At 59.2% G+C, this 24,093-nt stretch carries 19 protein-coding genes; 12 read left to right on the top strand and 7 right to left on the bottom strand.

The window, feature by feature from the left end:
- On the bottom strand, nucleotides 1-891 hold the full coding sequence (gene nadC, locus AAIE04_RS16115) for a carboxylating nicotinate-nucleotide diphosphorylase (RefSeq protein WP_330113277.1): 891 nt from the start codon (nucleotides 889-891) through the stop codon (nucleotides 1-3).
- An 84-nt stretch (nucleotides 892-975) separates the two neighbouring features.
- Between nadC and ampD the strand changes: the two genes are divergently transcribed.
- Both ampD and ampE read left to right on the top strand, forming a co-directional pair.
- Nucleotides 976-1,572: a 1,6-anhydro-N-acetylmuramyl-L-alanine amidase AmpD gene (gene ampD, locus AAIE04_RS16110; protein ID WP_498577338.1), complete on the top strand. Its 597-nt coding sequence runs from the start codon at nucleotides 976-978 to the stop codon at nucleotides 1,570-1,572.
- On the top strand, nucleotides 1,572-2,426 hold the full coding sequence (ampE, locus tag AAIE04_RS16105; protein WP_063918164.1) for a beta-lactamase regulator AmpE: 855 nt from the start codon (nucleotides 1,572-1,574) through the stop codon (nucleotides 2,424-2,426). Before ampD ends, ampE begins: the two co-directional genes overlap by 1 nt.
- A gap of 60 nt (nucleotides 2,427-2,486) precedes the next feature.
- Here the strand turns inward: ampE and hemL are convergent, their stop codons facing one another.
- Nucleotides 2,487-3,776 carry a glutamate-1-semialdehyde 2,1-aminomutase gene (gene hemL, locus AAIE04_RS16100; protein WP_015376661.1) on the bottom strand — a complete coding sequence of 430 codons (1,290 nt, stop codon included), beginning with the start codon at nucleotides 3,774-3,776 and terminating at the stop codon, nucleotides 2,487-2,489.
- Nucleotides 3,777-3,950: 174 nt separating this feature from the next.
- On the opposite strand from hemL, the gene clcA reads away from it, so the two are divergent.
- Complete coding sequence (gene clcA / locus AAIE04_RS16095) at nucleotides 3,951-5,390, top strand: H(+)/Cl(-) exchange transporter ClcA (protein ID WP_025159646.1); 1,440 nt, start codon at nucleotides 3,951-3,953, stop codon at nucleotides 5,388-5,390.
- 89 nt (nucleotides 5,391-5,479) lie between these two features.
- On the top strand, nucleotides 5,480-5,824 hold the full coding sequence (gene erpA / locus AAIE04_RS16090; RefSeq protein WP_019455090.1) for an iron-sulfur cluster insertion protein ErpA: 345 nt from the start codon (nucleotides 5,480-5,482) through the stop codon (nucleotides 5,822-5,824).
- Between the two features lie 56 nt (nucleotides 5,825-5,880).
- On the opposite strand, the gene AAIE04_RS16085 is transcribed toward erpA, so the two are convergent.
- From AAIE04_RS16085 to mtnN, 4 genes are all read right to left on the bottom strand, one after another.
- On the bottom strand, nucleotides 5,881-6,114 hold the full coding sequence (locus AAIE04_RS16085) for a hypothetical protein (RefSeq protein WP_498577337.1): 234 nt from the start codon (nucleotides 6,112-6,114) through the stop codon (nucleotides 5,881-5,883).
- A gap of 201 nt (nucleotides 6,115-6,315) precedes the next feature.
- Nucleotides 6,316-6,930 carry a TRIC cation channel family protein gene (locus AAIE04_RS16080; RefSeq protein ID WP_019455092.1) on the bottom strand — a complete coding sequence of 205 codons (615 nt, stop codon included), beginning with the start codon at nucleotides 6,928-6,930 and terminating at the stop codon, nucleotides 6,316-6,318.
- Nucleotides 6,930-7,685 (bottom strand): vitamin B12 ABC transporter substrate-binding protein BtuF, encoded by a 756-nt coding sequence (btuF, locus tag AAIE04_RS16075; RefSeq protein WP_232807479.1) that lies wholly within the window; start codon nucleotides 7,683-7,685, stop codon nucleotides 6,930-6,932. Before btuF ends, AAIE04_RS16080 begins: the two co-directional genes overlap by 1 nt.
- Before the next feature lie 52 nt (nucleotides 7,686-7,737).
- On the bottom strand, nucleotides 7,738-8,442 hold the full coding sequence (gene mtnN / locus AAIE04_RS16070) for a 5'-methylthioadenosine/S-adenosylhomocysteine nucleosidase (RefSeq protein ID WP_498577336.1): 705 nt from the start codon (nucleotides 8,440-8,442) through the stop codon (nucleotides 7,738-7,740).
- Between the two features lie 128 nt (nucleotides 8,443-8,570).
- Here mtnN and dgt point away from each other — a divergent pair, with 128 nt between their 5' ends.
- Both dgt and degP read left to right on the top strand, forming a co-directional pair.
- Complete coding sequence (gene dgt, locus AAIE04_RS16065) at nucleotides 8,571-10,088, top strand: dGTPase (RefSeq protein WP_498577335.1); 1,518 nt, start codon at nucleotides 8,571-8,573, stop codon at nucleotides 10,086-10,088.
- 181 nt (nucleotides 10,089-10,269) lie between these two features.
- Nucleotides 10,270-11,709, top strand: a complete 1,440-nt coding sequence (degP, locus tag AAIE04_RS16060; RefSeq protein ID WP_498577334.1) for a serine endoprotease DegP — start codon at nucleotides 10,270-10,272, stop codon at nucleotides 11,707-11,709.
- A gap of 65 nt (nucleotides 11,710-11,774) precedes the next feature.
- On the opposite strand, the gene barA is transcribed toward degP, so the two are convergent.
- Nucleotides 11,775-14,501, bottom strand: a complete 2,727-nt coding sequence (gene barA / locus AAIE04_RS16055) for a two-component sensor histidine kinase BarA (protein WP_498577333.1) — start codon at nucleotides 14,499-14,501, stop codon at nucleotides 11,775-11,777.
- 66 nt (nucleotides 14,502-14,567) lie between these two features.
- On the opposite strand from barA, the gene rlmD reads away from it, so the two are divergent.
- From rlmD to AAIE04_RS16025, 6 genes are all read left to right on the top strand, one after another.
- Nucleotides 14,568-15,917, top strand: a complete 1,350-nt coding sequence (gene rlmD / locus AAIE04_RS16050; RefSeq protein WP_498577332.1) for a 23S rRNA (uracil(1939)-C(5))-methyltransferase RlmD — start codon at nucleotides 14,568-14,570, stop codon at nucleotides 15,915-15,917.
- A 9-nt stretch (nucleotides 15,918-15,926) separates the two neighbouring features.
- Nucleotides 15,927-18,158, top strand: coding sequence for a GTP diphosphokinase (gene relA, locus AAIE04_RS16045; RefSeq protein WP_025159647.1), 2,232 nt, complete (start codon nucleotides 15,927-15,929; stop codon nucleotides 18,156-18,158).
- Nucleotides 18,159-18,258: 100 nt separating this feature from the next.
- Nucleotides 18,259-19,053, top strand: coding sequence for a nucleoside triphosphate pyrophosphohydrolase (gene mazG, locus AAIE04_RS16040; RefSeq protein ID WP_498577331.1), 795 nt, complete (start codon nucleotides 18,259-18,261; stop codon nucleotides 19,051-19,053).
- A 348-nt stretch (nucleotides 19,054-19,401) separates the two neighbouring features.
- Entirely contained in the window at nucleotides 19,402-21,039 is a 1,638-nt protein-coding gene (gene pyrG / locus AAIE04_RS16035) for a glutamine hydrolyzing CTP synthase (RefSeq protein WP_004932674.1), read from the top strand.
- Between the two features lie 81 nt (nucleotides 21,040-21,120).
- Nucleotides 21,121-22,416 (top strand): phosphopyruvate hydratase, encoded by a 1,296-nt coding sequence (gene eno, locus AAIE04_RS16030; RefSeq protein WP_004932670.1) that lies wholly within the window; start codon nucleotides 21,121-21,123, stop codon nucleotides 22,414-22,416.
- Nucleotides 22,417-22,671: 255 nt separating this feature from the next.
- Entirely contained in the window at nucleotides 22,672-23,652 is a 981-nt protein-coding gene (locus tag AAIE04_RS16025) for an acyltransferase family protein (RefSeq protein ID WP_498577330.1), read from the top strand.
- The last annotated feature ends 441 nt before the right edge of the window (nucleotides 23,653-24,093 follow it).

Here is a 24,093-nt window from a genome sequence, read left to right as displayed (position 1 = left end):
TCACTTGAAGCGCATCGACAGATCGAGTGCGGTGATGTGCTTGGTCAGCGCGCCGACCGAAATGTAATCCACACCGGTTTCGGCGAAGGTGCGCAGCGTCTCGCTGGTGACGTTGCCGGACACTTCCAGCTGGGCGCGCCCCTGGGTCTGGGCGACCGCCTGGCGCATCATCTCGACGCTGAAGTTGTCCAGCATGATGATGTCGGCGCCGGCATCCAGCGCCTGCTGCAGTTCATCGAGCGATTCGACCTCCACTTCCACCGGCACATCGGCGTGCAGCCAGAAGGCTTTTTCCACCGCGTTCTTGATAGAACCGGAGGCGATGATGTGATTTTCCTTGATCAGGAAGGCGTCGGAGAGCCCGAGCCGGTGGTTGCTGCCGCCACCGCACAGCACGGCGTATTTCAGCGCGGTGCGCAGGCCGGGCAGGGTCTTGCGGGTATCGAGCAGGCGAGTCCGGGTGCCTTCCAGCAGGGCCACATAGCGGCTGACCTCGGTCGCCACGCCGGAGAGCGTCTGCACGAAGTTCAGCGCGGTGCGCTCGCCGGTCAGCATCACTCGCGCGGGGCCGCGCAGCCGGCAAAGCGGCTGGTTCGGTGCCAGACGATCGCCGTCCGCCACCAGCCACTCCACCTGCACCTGATTGCCCAGTTGAATAAAGACCTCATTCAGCCAACGGCGGCCGCAGAACACGCCGGCTTCGCGGGTGATGACGGTGGCTTCGGCCTGCTTGTCAGCCGGTAACAATTGCGCGGTAATATCGCGCCCGGCGTCGACTTCACCCCCCAGGTCTTCGCGCAGCGCCTGGGCGACGGCATAGGGAATATCACTTTCAATTCGTTCAAGAAGCTCGGTGCGGCGACTGTCGGCACTGTAGCGGCGTGTCGGCATGGAAAACTCCGAAATGGACGGTTAGATCGTAGGGGAACATGCTACTCTGTTGCAGGAATAAGTACCACCGCAGAGAGGTGTCTGATGCAGTTGGAAAATGGCTGGATTGTCGGGGCGACGCGAGTGGTCTCGCCGCACTGCGATCGTCGCCCGGATGATGAGCTCCCCTCGCTGCTGGTCATCCACAATATCAGCCTGCCGCCCGGTGAGTTCGGCGGCCCCTATATCGACCAGCTGTTCACCGGCACGCTCGATCCCGCGCAGCATCCTTATTTCGCTGAAATCCATCAGCTGCGGGTGTCGGCGCACTGTCTGATCCGCCGCGACGGGGCGATCGTGCAGTATGTGCCCTTCGACCAGCGCGCCTGGCACGCGGGCGTGTCCCTGTATCAGGGGCGCGATCGGTGCAACGATTTCTCCATCGGCATCGAGCTGGAAGGCACCGATTGGCTGCCCTACACCGAGGCGCAATATCGCGCGCTGCAGGCGGTCACCGCGCTGCTGGCCGAACATTACCCGCCGCTGGCGGAAAATATCGCCGGGCATTGCGATATCGCCCCCGGCCGCAAGACCGATCCCGGGCCGGCGTTCGATTGGGATCGCTATCTGGCATCTCTGGAACAACGCGGCGTGCCCGCCGACGCTATGCTTGAGACAAGAAAAAGGGAGAGGAATCGCTAATGACGCTGTTTACGCTGTTGCTGGTTTTGGCCTGGGAGCGCCTGTTTAAGCTGGGTGAACACTGGCAGCTGGATCACCGTCTCGAAGTGGTGTTTCAGCGGCTGCATCGGGTTTCGCTGGCGCAGACGCTGGCGATGACGGCCGCCTGGATGGTGATCGTCTGGGGCATTCTGTGGTTGTCGCACGGGTTATTCTTCGGCGTGGTGACGCTGCTGCTGTGGATCGTTATCGATCTGCTGTGCGTCGGCGCCGGCATCAAGCGTAAACACTACCGGGCTTATCTGAAAGCGGCGCGGCAGGGGGATACTCACGCCAGCGATCAGATGGCGGAAGAGCTGGCGTTGATCCACGGCTTGCCGGTGGACTGCAGCGAAGAGCTGCGCCTGCGCGAGCTGCAAAATGCGCTGCTGTGGATCAACTTCCGTTATTACCTGGCACCGCTGTTCTGGTTTGTGGTGTTTGGGCCTTATGGGCCGATAGCGCTGGCGGGTTATGCTTTCCTGCGCGCCTATCAAACCTGGTTGGCGCGCCACAATACACCGCTGGAGCGTTCGCAGTCGGGCATCGATCACCTGCTGAACTGGCTAGACTGGATCCCGGTGCGTTTAGCCGGGGCTGCCTATGCGCTGTTCGGCCACGGCGAGCGCGCGCTGCCGGCCTGGTTCGCTTCGTTGGGGGATCTGCACTCGTCGTCGTATCAGGTGTTAACGCGGCTGGCGCAGTTCTCGCTGGCGCGCGATCCGCATATGGATCCGGTGCAAACGCCACGGGCGGCGGTGACGCTGGCGCGCAAGGTGACGATGATCATCGTGGTGGTAGTGGCGCTGCTGACTATTTACGGCACGCTGCTTTAAGCCGCTGCGAAAAGCAAAACGGGCGCCGAGGCGCCCGTTTTTTTGGCCATTCGGCCGGGATTACAGCTTGGCGAAACAGCGACGCGCGGCGTCGATGGTGCGCTGGATGTCTTCCTTGCTGTGCGCCACGGACATAAAGCCCGCTTCGAAGGCGGACGGCGCCAGATACACCCCTTCTTCCAGCATCAGGTGGAAGAAGCGCTTGAAGCGCTCCACGTCGCACTGCATGACGTCCTGGTAGCAGGTGACCGCCGGCGCGTCGGTGAAGAACAGGCCGAACATGCCGCCGACGTTGTTGACCACCAACGGGATGTTCTCTTCCTGCGCCGCGTGCAGCAGGCCCGCGGCCAGCATTTCGGTCAGTTCGGTCAGCGTCTGGTGCACGCCGACCTGCGACACTTCGGTCAGGCAAGCGTAGCCCGCCGCCATGGCGATCGGGTTGCCGGACAGGGTGCCCGCCTGGTAGACCGGGCCGGTCGGCGCCAGCGCGTCCATTACCTCGCGACGGCCGCCGAAGGCGCCCACCGGCATGCCGCCGCCGATGATTTTGCCGAGGCAGGTCAGATCAGGCTCGACACCGTAATAGGATTGCGCGCCGGCCAGCGCCACGCGGAAGCCGGTCATCACTTCGTCGATGATCAGCAGCGCGCCGTATTTGTCGCACAGGGCGCGCAGGCCCGGCAGGAATTCCGGCAGCGGCGGCACGCAGTTCATGTTGCCGGCGACCGGCTCGACGATGATGCAGGCGATCTCGGATGGGTATTGCTCGAAGGCAGCGCGCACCGAGTCCAGATCGTTATAGGTGCAGGTCAGGGTGTGCTTGGCGAAATCGGCCGGCACGCCCGGTGAGTTCGGCTGGCCGAGGGTTAGTGCGCCGGAACCGGCTTTCACCAGCAGGCAATCGGCGTGGCCGTGGTAGCAGCCTTCGAACTTGATGATTTTATCCCGGTTGGTGTAGCCGCGCGCCAGACGAATGGCGCTCATGGTGGCTTCGGTGCCCGAGTTCACCATGCGCACCATATCCATGGTCGGCACCAGTTCGGTGACCAACTGCGCCATTTTGACTTCCATCTCGGTCGGCGCGCCAAAGCTCAGGCCGCGCTGTGCCGCTTCGATTACCGCGTCGCGGATCGCCGGGTGGTTGTGCCCCAACACCATCGGCCCCCAGGAACCGACATAGTCGATATAGGCCTTGCCGTCGGCATCGAACAGGTAAGCCCCGTCTGCCCGCTCGATAAACAGCGGCACACCGCCCACGCCGGTGAATGCACGCACCGGAGAGTTCACCCCGCCGGGGATCAACTGTTGCGCCTGGGCGTACAGACTTTCGGACTTGCTGTGTAGGCTCATAAATCGGCTCCTGGATTCTCTTTTGAATGATTTGACCGCGCTATTCTAGAGGAGAGCGCCGCGTTATGAAACGATCACAGTCAGATACCATTAACGGCAGCGCCCGCCGCCGGGTTGGGGTAGAATAACCGCCTTGCCTATTTGTATTACAAATTACCTAACGAATCACTCGCGATGACTGAATCACAATCACAGCCTGCAGGGGCATTGAGCCCGCGTCTTAGCCGCAGCGATGCGGTGCGCCAGTTTATCCGCCGCGATAAAACGCCGGTGGCGATCCTGTTGATGGCCGCGCTGGTGGGAACGCTGGCCGGCTTGCTCGGCGTGGCCTTCGATAAAGCGGTGGAGTGGGTGCAGCAGCAGCGGCTGGCTTCACTGGCGCAGGTCGCCGACTCCTGGATCCTGGTGTGGCCGCTGGCGTTTATCCTGTCCGCCGCGCTGGCGGCGCTGGGTTATTACCTGGTGCGCCGCTTTGCGCCGGAAGCGGGCGGCTCGGGCATTCCGGAGATCGAAGGTGCGCTGGAGGAGCTGCGGCCGGTGCGCTGGTGGCGCGTGATCCCGGTGAAATTCATAGGCGGCATGGGCACGCTGGGGGCGGGCATGGTGCTGGGGCGCGAAGGGCCCACGGTGCAGATGGGCGGCAACGTCGGGCGCATGGTATTGGACGTGCTGCGCATTCGCGGCGCCGAGGCGCGCCATTCGCTGCTGGCGACCGGGGCCGCCGCCGGCTTGTCCGCCGCGTTCAACGCGCCGCTGGCCGGCATTCTGTTCATCATCGAAGAGATGCGGCCGCAGTTTCGCTACAACCTGATCTCGATTAAAGCGGTATTCATCGGCGTTATCATGTCGAGCGTGGTGTTCCAGCTGTTTAACGGCCAGGGATCGGTGATCGAAGTCGGCAAGCTTTCTTCGGCGCCCATCAATACCCTGTGGCTCTATCTGGTGCTGGGGGCGATCTTCGGCGCGGTGGGCGTGGGGTTCAACGCGTTGATCTTCCGCACCCAGGACATGTTTGCGCGCCTGCACGGCGGCAGAATGCGCAATGTCTTGCTGATGGGCGGGCTACTCGGCGGCGTGTGCGGCATTCTGGGGCTGATTCAGCCGGAGGCGGCGGGCGGCGGCTTTGGGCTGATCCCGATCGCCGCGGCGGGCAATTACAGCGTCGGCATGCTGATGTTTATCTTTATTACCCGTATCTTCACCACACTGCTGTGCTTCGGTTCCGGCGCGCCGGGCGGCATCTTCGCGCCGATGCTGGCGTTGGGCACGCTGTTCGGCACCGCCTTCGGGCTGGCGGGGGCGCACCTGTTCCCGCAATACGGCATCGAGGCGGGCACCTTCGCCATCGCCGGCATGGGGGCATTGTTCGCCGCGACGGTGCGCGCCCCGCTGACCGGCATCGTGTTGGTGCTGGAAATGACCGACAACTACCAGCTGATTTTACCGATGATCATCACCTGCCTCGGCGCCACGGTGGTGGCGCAACTGCTCGGCGGCAAGCCGCTGTATTCGTCGATCCTGGCCCGCACGTTGCAAAAACAGGAGGCGCAGCTGGCGCGAGAAGCGGCGGAGAAAACAGGTAAGGAAAATACAACAAATGCGGTGAATACTTGAACGCAACACTCAGGTATCGGATAATCGTTAATATTAATCAGGCGGCCATAGTAGCGATCTGATGCTGAACAATGTTGGGAGTAAAGACTATGAGTGATGAAACGGCACTGCCCCTGCAATTTACCGAGGCAGCAGCAAACAAGGTGAAGTTCCTGATTGCTGACGAAGAAAACCCGAACCTGAAGTTGCGGGTTTACATTACCGGTGGCGGCTGCAGCGGATTCCAGTACGGCTTCACTTTTGACGACAAGGTCAACGATGGCGATATGACCATCGAGAAGCAGGGCGTAGCGCTGGTGGTCGATCCGATGAGCCTGCAGTATCTGGTGGGCGGTTCGGTGGACTACACCGAAGGGCTGGAAGGGTCGCGCTTCGTGGTGACCAACCCGAATGCCAAAACCACCTGCGGTTGCGGTTCTTCGTTCAGCATCTGAGTTCGCCTGTCAGAATATCAACCCGCTCGCCTGCCGGCCGGCGGGTTTTTTTATGTCTACCATTCCACCAGAATCACTTCCGCGTCGTTCTCCTGCGTCGGTGGGGTGCGGATGACCTTGGGCTGCGCCGCCGCATGGCTGCATTCGGCCTGTGGCGCAGCGGCTTCGAGGCGCACGGCGCATTGCGGTTCAATGGTCAGGGTAACGCCGATCTGGCCGCTGACGGCATCGGCATAGACGGCGCCACTCAGCAGGGCGCCACAGCAGGCAAGCAGAAGTTTTTTCATCATTGCGGGAATAGCCATCCGTAAGCAATCTTGTGATGACTTATCGGCAAAAAGTTAAAAAGTTTTAACAGCGCGGGGAAAGCATTAACCTGAGGGTTACAGAATTTTACATCGTCACTACGCTATTTTTCGGGCGAAAATAATACCACCAAACCCGTTTTTAGTCTAATAAATCACCAGGCCGCCGTCCCGAAGGACGACGGCTCAGCGTTCGAGGATAAAGGCGGGCAGTTTGAGATGCCAACGAATGGCCGCCAGCCGAATGGCCAGGGTGATGAGCATGCCCAGCATCATGGCCTGCTGCAGCGGCATACCGAAGGTATAAAACGCCGTGGCGTGCACGATGCCGCCGATGATGCAGGCGGTGGCGTAAATTTCGGTGCGCAGGATCATCGGGATCTCGCGCGCCAGCACGTCGCGGATAATGCCGCCGCCGACGCCGGTGATCACCCCCATGCAGATCGCCACCAGCGGGCCGGTGCCGGCCGCGAAGGCCTTGTTGACGCCGATGCCGACGAACACCGCCAGCCCGACGGCGTCCAGCACCGGCAGCACCCACTTCGGCAGGCGGCGCGGCTGGCGTACCAGCAGCAGCGTCAAGACGCAGGTGATCATCGCCACCACCAGGTCGGTGGGATCCTTGACCCAGAATACCGGGCCGTTGGCCAGTGCCATATCGCGGATGGTGCCGCCGCCGACCGCGGTGACCACGCCCAATACCAGCACGCCGAACGGATCCATGCGCAGCTTGCCGGCCAGCAGTACGCCGGAGACGGCGAACACCGCGGTGCCGAGAATATCCAGCCAGAACACCAACATCAGCGGATCTCCGCCAACTGGCGGCACAGCTGCTGCGCTGCCAACAGGATGCGCGGCCCGCCGCGATTGAACCAGTCTTCGTTCAGCGCGATCACCGGCACCTGCAGCTGCGGCGCCCAGAAGGCCTTCACATTGGCGGCCTCTTTTGCGCCGCCGGTGATGACGATGGCCTGCGGTTGACGCGCCAGCACCTGCTCGCGGCTGATCTGCGGCCAAGGGGTGCGGCTGTCGGCGAAGACGTTCTGCGCGCCGCACAGCGCCAGCACCTGGCTCTGCAGTGTGGCGCCGGAGCTGGTGAACAGCGGCTGGGTGCCGAACTGTAGCAGCACCCGCCGCGGCGGGTTGGCAGCGTACTGTTGCTTGAGAGCGGTGAACTGGCGGCGAAGGGCGTCCGCCGCCTGATGCGCCTGGTCCGGGTGCGGACTGTAGCGCGCCAGCTTGTCCAACAGGCCGGAGAGCCCTTCGAGATTGTCGGCGTCCGCATAGAAGATCGGGATGCCGAACGCGGCGAGCTGATCGAGCACGCGCTGCGGATTGCCGCCGCGCCAGGCGAGGATCAGGTCCGGCTTCAGCGCCAGCACCCGTTCCAGATTGATGCCCTGCCAGGAGGCCACCTGCTCCAGCCTGGCGGCCTGTGGCGGATAATCGGAATAGGCGCTCGCCGCCACCAAGACATCGCCCATGCCGGCGGCATAGGCGAGTTCGGTGGCGTTGGGCGCCAGGCTGATCACCCGCTGGGCGGCGCCGGCCGGCATGGCCAGCCAGAGCGCCAGCAGCCAGAACGCCGAGGTGAAGCGCAGCCTCACATCAACAACCGCGCTTGGCCAGGGTTTGCAGCATGGCGTTGACCATCAGCGTAGACTGTTTGGCCGCCACCACCAGGAACTCGTCAAAGCTCATGTGCGACTCGCTGTCGGCGACGTCGGAAATGGCGCGCACCACCACGAACGGCGTGCCGAACAGATGGCAGACGTGGGCGATCGCTGCGGCTTCCATTTCCACCGCGGCGACGCGCGGGAAGGTAGCGCGAATGCGCGCCAGCGGCTCGGCGCCGTTGATGAAGGCGTCACCGCTGCAAATCAGGCCGCGCACCGCGTGCAGATCCAGCTGTTTGATGCAGCTTTCCGCCAGTGCGATCAGCGCGTCGTCGGCGACGAACGCCGCCGGGCAGCCGGCCATCTGGCCCGGCTCGTAACCGAAAGCGGTAACGTCGGCGTCGTGGTAGCGCACTTCTTCCGATACCACGATATCCCCCACGCGCAGCGTGCTGGCCAGGCCGCCGGCGGAGCCGGTGTTGATCACCACGTCCGGGCTGCAGTGTTCCAGCAGCAAGGTGGTGCCCATGGCGGCAGAGACTTTGCCGATGCCGGATTTCAGCAGGGCCACTTCAACGCCGCCGATCTGGCCGGTGTAGATTTCGCAGCCCGCACGTTGGATGGTTTGACGGTTTTCGATTTGATCGCGCAGCAGGGTGACTTCCTGCTCCATTGCGCCGATGATGCCTACTTTCATAAATAACACTCGCTGATTGGCCGTGAGAATTGCGGCATAGTCTATCATGGCTGTGTGTGAGAGATAATGCGTTGCATCCGCCGCCGGGAATTGTTATCACGGGGCAGGGCGCAACGGCGGAGGAACAGATGTCCGGGATCGACTTCAAGCAAAAAATCAGTTTCCAACGGCCTTTCAGCAAACCGATCGAGGCTGAGGAAGAGTACGACATCGTGCGGCAGTTCGAGAGCGATCGCGGTCGCATCGTCAACTCGGCCGCCATTCGCCGTCTGCAGCAAAAAACCCAGGTGTTTCCGCTCGAGCGCAACGCGGCGGTACGCAGCCGCCTGACGCACTCGATGGAGGTGCAGCAGGTCGGGCGCCACATCGCCAAAGAGATCCTCAACCGCTTCAAACAGGCAGGGAAGATCGATGAACTCGGCCTGGCTCGGCTGCTCGATCCGTTTGAAAGCATCGTGGAAATGGCCTGTCTGATGCACGATATCGGCAACCCGCCATTCGGTCACTTCGGCGAGTCGGCGATCAACGACTGGTTTGCCCAGCGCCTCGATCCCGCCAGCTGCGGCAGCGAACCTGGCAGCCACGATCGCTGCCAGGTGGCGGCGCTGCGCCTGCATGAAGGGGAGAGCGATCTGAACCGGCTGCGCAGCCGGATCCGTCAGGATCTCAGCCACTTCGAGGGTAACGCCCAGGCGATCCGCATGGTGTACAGCCTGTTGAAGCTCAACCTGACCTACGCTCAGGTCGGCTGCATTTTGAAATACACCCGCCCGGCTTATTGGGCGGGCGATATTCCCGCCAGCCACAGCTATCTGATGAAAAAGCCCGGTTACTATCTGGCGGAAGAGGCCTTTGTCGATCGGCTGCGGCGAGAGCTGCACATGGGCGAGTTCGATCGTTTCCCGCTGACCTATATTATGGAGGCCGCCGATGATATCTCTTACTGCGTGGCCGATCTGGAAGACGCGGTGGAGAAGAGCATTTTCACCGTCGAGCAGCTGTATCAGCACCTGATTCAGGAGTGGGGCGAGGTGACGCCGGGCGACCTGTTCGACAAGACCGTCGCCAGCGCGTTTCGCAAGATCGATCGCGGCGGCGCGCGGCGCAGTGCAGAAGATCAGTTCTTCATGTATCTGCGGGTGTTTACCGTGGCGCGGCTGGTGCCGCACGCGGCGCAGCGCTTTATCGACAATCTGGACGCGGTTTATCAGGGCAGTTTCAACCAGGCGCTGCTGGAGGATTCCAGCCCGGCCTATCGGCTGCTGAAAATATTTAAAAATGTGGCGTTCAAGCACGTGTTCAACCACCCCGAGGTCGAGCAGCTCGAGCTGCAAGGCTACCGGGTGATCAGCGGCCTGCTGGACATTTACAGCCCGCTGTTGGCGATGCCGCTGGCGGACTTCAGCCAACTGGTGCGCGAGGACAGTCATCGCGCTTACCCGATCGAAACGCGCCTGTTCCACAAGCTGTCCACCAAGCATCGGCTGGCGTATGTGGAGGCGGTAGAAGGGCTGCAGCATTTATCGCCGGAGCAGCAAACCATTAGGGAATATTATTTCCGCGCGCGTTTACTGCAGGACTATATCAGCGGAATGACCGACCTGTATGCCTATGATGAATATCGTCGATTGATGGCGGCGGAATAATTAAGCTGAGGAATAATTGTCAGCAATTCCAACCGGTTGGCTGTCTCGAGTTTTGTAAAGACGGACAATATTTGTTTACTATTGCCAATCATCTGTGCCGGAACTTCAGGCTATTAATTAACTCTGAATAAGCACGCAAGACGGCCATTCTTTTTTGAACGACTTTATAAGAGACACACAGATGAAAAAAACCGCATTAGTTCTGAGCGCACTGGCATTCAGCATCGGTATGGCGATCGGCCCGGTCACGGCCAACGCCGCTGAAACCGCCTCTTCCAGCACCCAGCAGTTGCCGAGCCTGGCGCCGATGCTGGAAAAGGTAATGCCTTCCGTCGTGAGCATTAACGTTGAGGGCAGCACCACGGTCAATACGCCGCGCATGCCGCAGCAGTTCCAACAGTTCTTCGGCGAAGATTCGCCGTTCTGCCAGGACGGCTCGCCGTTCCAGGGCTCGCCGATGTGTCAGGGCGGCGAACAGCCTGGGCCGGATGGCCAGCCACAGGGCACGCAGCAGAAATTCCAGGCGCTGGGCGCCGGGGTGGTCATCGATGCCGCCAAGGGCTACGTGGTGACCAATAACCACGTGGTGGACAACGCCAACAAGATCCAGGTGCAGCTGAGCGACGGCCGCCGTTTCGACGCCAAGGTGATCGGCAAGGATCCGCGTTCCGATATCGCGCTGATCCAGCTGAAAGACTTCAAAAATCTGACGGCGATCAAGATGGCCGACTCCGATCAGCTGCGCGTCGGCGATTACACCGTGGCGATCGGCAACCCGTACGGGTTGGGTGAGACCGCCACCTCGGGCATCGTTTCCGCCCTGGGGCGCAGCGGCCTGAACATCGAAAACTACGAGAACTTCATCCAGACCGATGCGGCGATCAACCGCGGCAACTCCGGCGGCGCGCTGGTTAACCTGAACGGCGAACTGATCGGCATCAATACCGCGATCCTGGCGCCGGACGGCGGCAACATCGGCATCGGCTTCGCTATTCCGAGCAACATGGTGAAAAACCTGACGGCGCAAATGGTTGAGTATGGCCAGGTGAAACGCGGCGAGCTGGGCATCATGGGCACCGAGCTGAACTCCGAGCTGGCCAAGGCGATGAAGGTCGACGCGCAGCGCGGGGCCTTCGTCAGCCAGGTGATGCCGAAGTCCTCCGCCGCGAAGGCGGGCATCAAGGCCGGCGACGTGATCGTCACCATGAACGGCAAGGCCATCTCCAGCTTCGCCTCGTTCCGGGCGGAGATCGGCACGCTGCCGGTCGGCAGCAAAATGTCACTGGGCATTATTCGCGACGGCAAGCCGGTAACGATTGACGTTACGCTGGAACAAAGCGCGCAGACCCAGGTGGCCTCGGGCAATATCTACACCGGTATTGAAGGCGCCGAGCTGAGCAACACCCAGGTCGGCAACGTGAAGGGCGTCAAGGTCGATAGCGTGAAAGCCGGCAGCGCCGCGGCGCGCATCGGCCTGAAAAAGGGCGACGTGATCCTGGGCGTGAACCAGCAGCCGATCCAGAACCTGGGTGAGCTGCGTAAAATCCTCGACAGCAAGCCGTCGGTACTGGCGTTGAATATTCAGCGCGGCGAGAGCCAGCTGTACCTGCTGGCGCAGTGATAGGCGTCAGGCGTTAAAAACAAAGGCACGCTGCGGCGTGCCTTTTTGCGTTATGGCCTGAGGATTCAGGCGGGTTGCGCCAGATGCGCGCGCGCCGCGTGGATCACCAGTTCAATCTCATCCAACAGCTCCAGCCACTCCGGCTCCAGTTCGTCGTTGGTGATGCCCTGACGCAGCTGCCGCTCGAGGTAGAAACACAGCTGCTTGAGGCGCGGCACGCCGCTGTAGCTGCAGCTGCCGTGCAGCTTATGGACCAGATCGAGGATCTCGTCGTCATGCTGGCCGTCGAGCAGCGCCTGTACCCGTTCGCGCACCTGCGGCAGGAAATCGAGCAGCATTTGCAGCAGATCGCGCGCCAGGTCCGGTTTGTTGGCCGCCTGACGCAGCGCCAGCGGCCAGTCGAGCGACAGCGGCGCGTCGTCGGCGATGGCGTTTTCCACGTCGCCGCTGTGGTAGCGCGACAGCACGCGGGTCAGCATTTTCTCGTCGATCGGTTTGGCCAGATAGTCGTCCATTCCGGCCTGCAGCAGGTGCTCGCGCTCGCCGCTGGCGGCATGGGCGGTAACGGCGACGATCGGCGTGGAGTTGTGATGCGGCAGCTGGCGGATCAGTTCGCTGGCGTGAATGCCGTCCATCTTCGGCATCTGAATGTCCATCAGGATCAGATCCAGCACGTTGTCGCGCGCCAGCGCCAGCGCTTCCTCACCGCTTTCGCACAGCAGGGTTTTTTCTACCTGTTCCCCCAGCAGCGTACCGATCAGCTTCAGGTTGGCCGGGTTGTCGTCCACCGCCATCACCGTCAGCGGCAGGCGTTTACGCTCAGGCTGCGCGGTGAGGCGTGCCGGCGCTTCCATCCGGAGCAGCGGGAACAGTCGGGTGCTGGTGATCGGCTTGATCAGGCAGCCGAGCGCGCCTTGTTGTTTAAGCAGCTCGGCGTCGATCTGCGCCTGGCACGGCAGCGCCAGAATCACCCGATCGGCCAGCTTCAGCGACGCCAGCAATTTGTCTTCGTGCTGCGCCATGTTGTCGCGGAACGGGATGGGCACGCCGGCCAGCAGGAAGTCATAGTGGCCTGGCGGCAACTGGCCCAGCGTCGGCGAGTGGGTGATCACCAACTGCGTGACGCTGAGCATGTTGAGCGTCGCCTGCGCCGCCGTCGGGTTGGACTCGATATAGGCCAGCGTTTTGCCGTTCAGATCCGGCAGGCTCGGTGCCAGCGACAGCATGCCCTCGTTCAGATCCAGCGTGATGTGGAACCAGAAGGTCGAGCCGCGATTCAGCTGGCTGTGGAAGCAGATATCGCCTCCCATCTCCTTCACCAGTTTTTGCGTGATCACCAGCCCCAGCCCGGTGCCGCCGTGGCGGCGGGAGATGCTGGCGTCCGCCTGACGGAATGCCTGGAACAGCTGCGACTGCTGGCGTTCGGAAATGCCGATGCCGGTGTCGTGGATCTGCACTTCCACTTCTACCCGTCGCTCCAGCTGTTTGCGTAGCTCGACGCGAATGTCGATATTGCCGGTTTCAGTGAATTTGATGGCGTTGCCCAGCAGGTTGGTGATGATCTGCTGCAGGCGCAGCGAGTCGCCGATCACCTGCTCCGGCACGTCGTTGTGCACATCCAGCGTCAGCTCAAGACCCTTGTCGTGGGCGCTCGGCGCCAGCAGCACCACCACTTCGTCCAGCGTTTCACGCAGGGCGAACGGAATGTGTTCCAGCACCAGCTTGCCGGCTTCCAGCTTGGAGAAATCCAGCACGTCGTTGATGATGGTCAGCAGGTTGTTGGCCGAGCGTTCGATGGTCTGCAAATAATCGGTCTGGGTCGCGCTCAGATCGGTTTTCAGCATCTGGCGGGTGAAGCCGATCACGCCGTTGAGCGGGGTGCGCAGCTCGTGCGACATGTTGGCCAGGAATTCGGACTTGATGCGCGCCGCTTCCTGCGCGCGCTTTTTCGCCAGATCCAGCTCGACGTTTTGGATCTCCATCTGCTCCAGCGTTTCGCGCAGATCGGAGGTGGCCTGATCGATATTCTGCTGCATCTCTTCGTGGTAGGCGGTGAGCGACATCGCCATCGAGTTGATGCCGTTCTTCAGCATGTGCAGCTCGCCGAGCATGTAGCCCTCCACGCGGCTGTCGAGCTGGCCGCGGCGGATGCGGTCGACGGTGTTCACCATGTTGCGGATCGGGCCGGTCACGTCGCGCATCAGCCGGTAGGCGAACAGGATGGCGATGCACATGCACAGCAACAACAGCAGGGTAGAGACAAAGACCTCTTTATATTGCTGCAGCCGCACCGACTGCAGATCCAGCTCGATCGCCACATAGCCCAGGTTGTTGTCGGGATGGCTGCCGCCGTCGGCGTTTTCATCCGGATATTGGTTTTCCGACAGGATCGGCGTGCGCAGGATCAGCGAATCGCCGCGCCGGGTGAGCATCAGATCGGTGGGCAACGGCACGCCTTTCGGCAGCTGCAGCTGGGCGAAGTTGTGATGATAATTGGAGGTGACAAACAGGTTGTTCTGCGCATCGAACACGGTGATCGAACGCACGATGTCCGAATGGCGGCGATGCAACAGACTGACCAACTGCCTGACCGACTCGCGGCTGCGGAACGTCATGCCGTACTCGCTGGCCACCGCCAGCGGCTCGATGATGCTGGCGCCGGCGTCGACCAATTGCTCCTGCAGCTCGTTGTAGCGATGCACCACGAAGAAGGTGCTGAGCAGCAAACCAATCAGCAAGGTCGGGGCCAGAATCAGGATCATCATGCGCGCACGCAGGCTGTATTTGGTCATGGGATTCCAATGTGGGAGAATTGACAGCTGACACTAGCTTAATGAACCAGCACACAATCGACAAATATGGCGCAATTCTACTCTCCCAAACGCCGCGTGACGACCCGGCAGAGCTCACAAATCTTCACCGTGACGGTGAGCGATCTCGATCCTTTCGGCCAGGGCGTGGCGCGCCACGACGGCAAAGCGGTGTTCGTGCCGGGCGTACTGCCAGGCGAGCAGGCGGAAATTCAGCTGACCGAAGACAAGCGCCAGTTCGCCAAAGGCAAGCTCAAGCGCCTGCTGAGCCGCAGCCCGCAGCGGGTGGAACCGCGCTGTCCGCATTTCGGCGTATGCGGCGGCTGCCAGCAGCAGCACGCGGATGAGGCGCTGCAACAGCAGAGCAAGGCGGCGGCGCTGGTGCGCATGATCGCCCGCGAAACCGGGGTAACTCCCCAGCAGGAACCGGTGATCGCCGGCCCGGAATACGGCTATCGCCGCCGCGCCCGCCTGAGCCTGGCGTGGCAGCCGAAGCAGCAGCGCCTGATGATGGGTTTTCGCCAGGCGGCCTCCAGCGAGCTGGTGGCGGTGGCGCACTGCCCGGTGTTGCGGCCGGAGCTGGAGCAGCTGTTGGCGCCGGTACGCGCCTGCCTGAGCGGACTGCAGGCGGTGCGGCGGCTGGGGCATGTGGAGCTGGTGCTGGCGGATAACGGCCCGCTGCTGGTGCTGCGCCATCTCGATGCGCTGAAGGACGCGGATCGGCAGGCACTGTTGGCGTTTGGCGAGCGGGAAAACGTCGCCGTTTACCTGGCGCCGGACAGCGATCGGTTGGAAAAACTGTGCGGTGACGCGCCGTATTATCAGGTTGACGGGCTACGCTTAGACTTCAGCCCGCGCGACTTTATTCAGGTCAATGACGCCGTAAACCAACAAATGGTGGCGCAGGCCCTTGAATGGCTCGACATTCAACCCAATGATCGGGTGCTGGACCTGTTCTGCGGCATGGGCAACTTCACTCTGCCGCTGGCGCGCCGCGCTGCTGCGGTAGTGGGCATCGAAGGTGTTGCCACGCTGGTAGCGAATGGGCAATATAATGCACATAAGAATAAGCTGAATAATGCGTCGTTTTTCCATGAGAATCTGGAGGACGACGTTGAGCGGCAACCTTGGGCAGCACAAGGGTTTGATAAGGTGATGCTGGATCCCGCCCGCGCCGGTGCGGCCGGGGTGATGTCACATATTGTAAAACTGGCGCCGGTGCGGGTGGTTTATGTTTCCTGTAACCCCACCACGCTGGCTCGCGACAGCAAAGTGCTGTTGAGCGCCGGTTATCGTCTTGCGCGCGTGCGGATGTTGGATATGTTTCCGCACACGGGGCATCTTGAATCAATGGCGCTGTTTATCAACGAGCGCGCGCCAGAGGTCGCTGCAAAGTAGGGAGAGGTTATGGTTGCGGTAAGAAGTGCACATCTGAATACGGCGGGTGAGTTCGCTCTCGATGAGTGGATCGCCAGCTTGGGGCTACCTAACCCGCAGTCATGTGAGCGATTGGCCGCAACCTGGCGTTATTGTGAGCAGCAGACCCAAAACCATCCCGACGCCTCGCTGCTGCTGTGGCGCGGCCTGGAGATGGTGGAAATCCTCTCGACGCTGAGCATGGACAACGACAGCATGCGCGCCGCGCTGCTGTTCCCGCTGGTGGACGCCGGCATCGTGCAGGAAGAGATCCTGACCGAAGCGTTCGGCAAGGGCATCGTCGCGCTGGTGCACGGCGTGCGCGACATGGACGCCATTCGCCAACTGAAAGCCACCCAAAACGACTCGATGGCCTCCGAACAGGTCGACAACGTGCGCCGCATGCTGTTGGCGATGGTGGAGGATTTCCGCTGCGTGGTCATCAAGCTGGCGGAGCGCATCGCCCATCTGCGCGAGGTGAAAGACGCGCCGGAAGACGAGCGCGTGCTGGCGGCGAAAGAGTGTTCCAATATCTATGCCCCGCTGGCTAACCGGCTCGGCATCGGTCAGCTGAAATGGGAGCTGGAAGATTTCTGCTTCCGCTACCTGCACCCGGAAGAATACAAGCGTATCGCCAAGCTGTTGCACGAGCGCCGCATCGATCGCGAACAGTTCATCGACGATTTCGTCGCCGGGTTGCGCGCCGAGATGGCCAGCGAAGGCATTCGGGTAGAGATCTACGGCCGGCCGAAACACATCTACAGCATCTGGCGCAAGATGCAGAAAAAACACCTGGCGTTCGACGAACTGTTCGACGTGCGCGCGGTGCGCATCGTGGCGGAGCGTCTGCAGGATTGCTATGCGGCGTTGGGCATCGTGCATACCCACTTCCGCCATCTGCCGGACGAGTTCGACGACTACGTCGCCAACCCGAAACCCAACGGCTACCAGTCGATCCATACTGTGGTGCTGGGGCCGCGCGGCAAAACCGTCGAGATTCAGATCCGCACTCGGCAAATGCACGAAGACGCCGAGCTGGGCGTGGCCGCGCACTGGAAGTACAAAGAGGGTGCGGGGGTTACCGTGCGCTCCGGCTACGAAGAGCGCATCGCCTGGCTGCGTAAGCTGATCGCCTGGCAGGAAGAGATGGCGGACTCCGGCGAGATGCTCGACGAAGTGCGCAGCCAGGTGTTCGACGATCGGGTCTATGTGTTTACCCCGAAAGGCGACGTGGTGGATCTGCCGGCCGGCTCCACGCCGCTCGACTTCGCCTACCATATTCACAGCGACGTCGGTCACCGCTGCATCGGTGCCAAGATCGGCGGCCGCATCGTGCCGTTTACCTATCAGCTGAAGATGGGCGATCAGATTGAGATCATCACCCAGAAGCAGCCGAACCCGAGCCGCGACTGGCTGAACCCGAACCTGGGCTACGTCACCACCAGCCGCGGGCGCTCGAAGATCCACAACTGGTTCCGCAAGCAGGATCGCGACAAGAACATTCTTGCCGGCCGCCAGATGCTGGACAACGAACTGGAACACCTCGGCATCAGCTTGAAAGAGGCCGAAAAGCTGCTGATCCCGCGTTACAACATGAACTCGCTGGACGAGGTGTTGGCGGCGATCGGCGGCGGGGACATTCGCCTGAACCAGATGGTGAATTACCTGCAGGGCAAGTTCAACAAACCGAGCGCCGAAGAGCAGGATCGCGAGGCGCTGCGCCAGCTGGTGCAGCAAAAAGCGCCGCCGCCGACCCGCAACAAGGACAACGGCCGAGTGGTGGTGGAGGGTGTGGGCAATCTGATGCACCACATCGCCCGCTGCTGCCAGCCGATCCCGGGCGACGACATCGTCGGCTTTATCACCCAGGGGCGCGGCATCTCGATCCACCGTGCGGATTGCGATCAGCTGGTCGATTTGCAATCCCACGCGCCGGAACGCATTGTCGACGCGGTATGGGGCGAAAGCTACTCCAGCGGTTATTCGCTGGTGGTGCGTGTGATGGCCAATGACCGCAGCGGCTTGCTGCGCGATATCACCACTATTCTGGCCAACGAAAAGGTCAACGTGCTGGGCGTCGCCAGCCGCAGCGACACCAAGAAACAGCTGGCCACCATCGACATGGATATCGAAATCTACAACCAGCAGGTGCTGGGGCGGGTGTTGGCGAAGCTGAACCAGCTGCCGGACGTGATAGACGCCAAGCGTCTGCACGGCAACTAAGCCCACGGCACTTTTCGGGCCGCATCCGATGTCGATGCGGCCCGAACTCCATCAGTTCCGGCGGGCATATCAGCACGCCCTTTTTTCTCAGAGATTTTTTATGACCCAATCCACTCCGCTGCAGCGTCTGTTGAACATCATGAAAACGCTGCGCGACCCACAGGTCGGTTGCTCGTGGGACCGCAAGCAAACCTTCGCTACCATTGCGCCCTACACGCTGGAGGAAACTTACGAGGTGCTGGACGCTATTGAGCGGCAAGATTACGCCGATCTGCGCGACGAGCTGGGCGATTTGCTGTTCCAGGTGGTGTTCTACGCCCAGATGGGGCAGGAACAGGGGCTGTTCGATTTCGATGAGGTGTGCACAGCCATCAGCGATAAGCTGGAGCGTCGTCATCCGCATATCTTCGGCGACGCCGAGGGCGGAGACAGCGAAGCCGTCGCGGCGCGTTGGGAGCAGCTGAAGGCGGGCGAGCGCGCCGAAAAAGCGCTGCACTCGGTGCTGGACGATATTCCGCAGGCGCTGCCGGCATTGATGAAAGCGCACAAGATCCAAAAACGCTGCGCCTCGGTCGGCTTCGACTGGAACACGCTGGGCCCGGTGCTGGACAAAGTGTACGAAGAGATCGATGAAGTGATGCACGAAGCCCGCCAGGCGGTGGTCGACGAGAGCAAGCTGGAAGAGGAGATCGGCGATCTGCTGTTCGCCACGGTGAACCTGTCGCGCCATCTGGGGCACAAGGCGGAGAACGCGCTGCAGGCGGCGAACCGCAAGTTCGAACGCCGCTTCCGCCAGGTGGAAGAGATCGTTCAGCAACGCGGGCTGCGGTTGGAAGACGCCACGCTGGAGCAGATGGAAGAGGCCTGGCAGCAGGTTAAACGCCAGGAAAGCTGAACTGCAGCTGCAATGTTGATCGCCGACAAGGTTCACTGTAGCTGAAACGGTTAAGCTTGCGGTCAGGTCAGAGGCGCATGGCTGCCGTCGGCAGCAAAAGGCCAACAAACTGAAATCTAAGGCGTTTTATCGCTCCTGAGGGGCGGTAAAAAGAAATATTCTCCGCTAACTCTTTGTATTTCCTGGAGGGTTTACGGGGCACCGGCGGAGTAAACCCTGATGAACACGGGAGGGCGGCCGAGATGATGGACAGCAAAACGATCGTTTGTAGGTCAGGAGAGGTTCGGGTATACTACTTTCCCGTCCTGGTTCTTCCATCGTCTTTAAACCTAAACTCTCAGGTTCAGCATGACAACTAATTATATTTTTGTGACCGGCGGGGTCGTATCCTCTCTGGGTAAAGGCATTGCCGCAGCCTCTCTGGCGGCTATTCTTGAAGCCCGTGGCCTCAACGTTACCATCATGAAACTGGACCCGTACATCAACGTGGATCCGGGCACCATGAGCCCGATTCAGCATGGGGAAGTTTTCGTCACCGAAGACGGCGCAGAAACCGATCTGGATTTGGGTCACTACGAGCGCTTCATCCGCACCAAGATGTCGCGTCGCAACAACTTCACCACCGGCCGCATCTACTCCGACGTGCTGCGTAAAGAACGCCGCGGCGACTATCTGGGCGCGACCGTGCAGGTCATTCCGCACATCACCAACGCGATCAAAGAACGCATCATCGAAGGCGGCGAAGGCCACGATGTGGTGCTGGTGGAGATCGGCGGCACCGTCGGCGATATCGAATCGCTGCCGTTCCTCGAAGCCATCCGTCAGATGGCGGTGGAAGTGGGCCGCGAGCACACCCTGTACATGCACCTGACGCTGGTGCCATACATGGCGGCGGCCGGCGAAGTGAAAACCAAGCCGACCCAGCATTCCGTAAAAGAGCTGCTTTCCATCGGTATCCAGCCTGATGTGCTGATTTGCCGTTCCGATCGCGCGGTTCCTGCTAACGAACGCGCTAAAATCGCGCTTTTCTGCAATGTGCCGGAAAAAGCGGTTATCTCTCTGAAAGACGTTGATTCTATTTATAAAATCCCAGGCCTATTGAAATCTCAGGGGCTGGACGATTATATTTGTAAACGATTCAGCCTGAACGCGCCGGAAGCCAACCTGGCCGAATGGGAACAGGTGATCTACGAAGAAGCCAATCCGGGCGGCGAAGTGACCATCGGTATGGTCGGCAAATACGTTGAGCTGCCGGACGCTTACAAGTCGGTGATCGAAGCGCTGAAGCACGGCGGGCTGAAAAACCGTCTGACCGTGAACATCAAGCTGATCGACTCGCAGGACGTGGAAACCCGCGGCGTGGAAGTGCTGAAAGGGTTGGATGCGATCCTGATCCCTGGCGGCTTCGGTTACCGCGGCGTGGAAGGCAAAGTGATGACCGCACGCTATGCGCGCGAGAACAACATTCCTTACCTGGGCATTTGCCTGGGCATGCAGGTGGCGTTGATGGAGTTCGCTCGCAACGTGGCCGGCATGGAAAACGCTAACTCCACCGAGTTTATGCCAGACTGTAAGTACCCGGTGGTGGCGTTGATCACCGAATGGCGCGACGAAGACGGCAACGTCGAAGTGCGCAGCGAAGAAAGCGATTTGGGCGGCACGATGCGCGTAGGTGGCCAACAGTGCAACCTGAGCGACAACAGCCTGGTGCGTCAGCTGTACGGCGAACCGACCATTGTCGAGCGTCACCGTCACCGTTACGAAGTTAACAACATGCTGTTGAAGCAGATCGAAGCCGCAGGGCTGCGTGTCGCCGGTCGTTCCGCCGACAACAAGCTGGTTGAGATCATTGAACTGCCGAATCACCCGTGGTTTGTAGCCTGTCAGTTCCACCCGGAATTTACATCTACGCCGCGTGATGGGCATCCGCTGTTCGCCGGCTTCGTGAAAGCCGCTGGCGAGCATCAGAAGCGCCAGGTGAAATAAAATATTTGGTAGGCGGCGCGCGGTGAGAACCGCGCGCTGTTTGTCTGGAGTTTTAGTTTAACTTGTACTGAGGAAAACCTAATGTCCAAAATCGTTAAAGTCATCGGTCGTGAAATCATCGACTCCCGCGGTAACCCGACTGTAGAAGCCGAAGTTCATCTGGAAGGCGGTTTCGTCGGCTTGGCTGCTGCGCCGTCAGGTGCTTCTACCGGTTCCCGCGAAGCGCTGGAACTGCGTGACGGTGACAAGTCTCGTTTCCTGGGTAAAGGCGTACTGAAAGCCGTTGCTGCAGTAAACGGTCCGATTGCTCAGGCAGTACTGGGTAAAGATGCCAAAGACCAGGCGAACATCGACAAGATCATGATCGAGCTGGACGGCACCGAAAACAAATCCAACTTCGGCGCCAACGCCATTCTGGCGGTTTCTCTGGCAGCAGCGAAAGCAGCCGCAGCCTCTAAAGGCATGCCGCTGTACGAGCACATCGCTGAACTGAACGGCACCCCAGGCAAATTCTCCATGCCACTGCCGATGATGAACATCATCAACGGCGGCGAGCACGCTGACAACAACGTCGACATTCAGGAATTCATGATTCAGCCGGTTGGCGCGAAAACCCTGAAAGAAGCGGTGCGCATCGGTTCTGAAGTGTTCCACCACTTGGCGAAAGTTCTGAAAGCCAAAGGCATGAACACCGCTGTGGGCGACGAAGGCGGCTACGCGCCAAACCTGGGTTCCAACGCCGAAGCGCTGGCGGTTATCGCTGAAGCGGTAAAAGCGGCGGGCTACGAGCTGGGCAAAGACGTTACTCTGGCGATGGACTGCGCGGCTTCCGAATTCTACAAAGACGGTAAATACGTGCTGGCCGGCGAAGGCAACAAAGCCTTCACTTCCGAAGAGTTCACTCACTTCCTGGAAGAGCTGACCAAACAGTACCCAATCGTGTCTATCGAAGACGGCCTGGATGAATCCGACTGGGCGGGCTTCGCTTACCAGACCAAAGTACTGGGCGACAAAATCCAGCTGGTTGGCGACGATCTGTTCGTGACCAACACCAAGATCCTGAAAGAAGGCATCGAGAAAGGCATCGCTAACTCCATCCTGATCAAGTTCAACCAGATCGGTTCTCTGACCGAAACCCTGGCGGCTATCAAGATGGCGAAAGACGCCGGTTACACTGCAGTGATCTCTCACCGTTCCGGTGAAACTGAAGACGCGACCATCGCCGACCTGGCGGTAGGTACTGCGGCTGGCCAGATCAAAACCGGTTCCATGAGCCGTTCTGACCGCGTTGCCAAGTACAACCAACTGATCCGTATCGAAGAAGCGCTGGGTGACCGTGCGCCATTCAACGGCCTGAAAGAAGTTAAAGGCCAGTAAGTTCGACCGATTCGGTTGCTGAATAAAAACCCGCTGCGGCGGGTTTTTTTATGGCTTACGATGCAGGATGGTTGGTATTGGCAATCAAAAAAACCATGCATTAATTGCATCTACTCTCTGCAAACGGATTAAAGCTTATCTGAAAAATAGGATTTCTCCCTATACTGGTTCAACTTGAACTTTCTTTTACAATACTGCTGGTATAGAGTCGGGGCCATATTTTATGTTGCTGTCTTCGTACAGACTGGGGTATAGGTGGTTTCAATTCAACTTTTGCGAGCGATAGCCGCGTTGGCAGTGGTGCTGTATCATGTTGGCAGAAAGTCTGACTTTCTCGCTATAACAAATGGGAATTTTTTTGAAGTTGGAAAATATGGCGTAGATTTGTTCTTCATTATTTCCGGTTTCATTATGGCCTATATCACGCATGGGAAATCAGTTAATTTCGTTTCCTTTATGAAAAAAAGGCTTGTCCGGATTATCCCAATATACTGGGTTCTAACTTCAGTGGCACTTGCCGTTTTTATTATAAGCCCATCATCTGTAAATAGCACTATGGCTTCCCCCGGGATTATAAACTCATATTTGTTGTTTCCTGTTGAAGGGAAGTCAATGCTGCTTGAGGTAGCTTGGACATTGCGATATGAGTTCATATTCTATATCCTTTTTTCGCTGTCTCTTTTGACACCAAATAGATATGTGACTGTTTCAGTATTACTCGGATCGATTTGGGCTTGTTCGAAATTTTCTTATGAAAATTACTATGTTGAATTTTTCTTCACTCATTACATGGGAGAGTTTTTGCTCGGGGTATTATCATTCCTGTTCTATACAAAAGGGAAGTCGCTAACGCTGGTTGTCCTGTCATCGGTTGCCGCGCTGATCGGTTATTTTTATGGCACTCATGATGGTGTCCTCACTTATGGCCTGTATTCTACAGTGTTGTTTAATGTCTTCGTTATGCTTGAAGATAAAATAAAAATGAATGAAACTATGGTTAGGCCACTCTCTTATTTAGGGGATGCGTCTTACTCTATTTATCTGGCTCATCTTTTTATTATTGCCGCCGCAGGAATACTCTATAAGCACACCGAGTTGTTGAACGACCCAATGTTGTTTAACGTAAGTACGTTGGTTGCGAGTATACTTTTCTCAGTGCTGTTTTACGAGTTTGTTGAGAAAATAATTACACGTAAATTAACCGCCAGAAAACATGTCGTTCCCTCGCTAGGTTAAGTGTATGACTGGATAACCCACCTCGTAATTTAAGTGGTGGGTTTCTTTTTTGGGCTGTTTCCATGCCGCCTGAATCCGGCAGCTACGATGTGTTCTTACCAGTGATTGCATTGTTTCCTTTTTTATGTGAATTGAATTTAGTTTTATGATAAGAATTATTTACTTATTTCTTTCATATTCATTTGGTTGATACTATTTGGTTAATGATATGGTGGTTATTACTCGAGGTTCTTTCGATCTTTTTCATTTTATAGTGTTACTTTGAAAACTCCGACTGGATGAAGGCTTGATACGACAGCTAGTCGTCATTATCGGTGACGGCTCCGTCGGTACTATACTGGTCAGCTTACTGGCCTAAAATTGCGCTAAAAAATTATTAATAATAAAGTTAATTTGTTAATGGTATCGGATTCACTACTGCGTCATTGCGAGTCGGATTAT

The organism is Serratia sp. Ae19-1 (assembly GCF_059801225.1).
The sequence above is the reverse complement of the archived record's forward strand: the minus strand, read 5'-3'. Positions and strand labels throughout refer to the sequence as shown.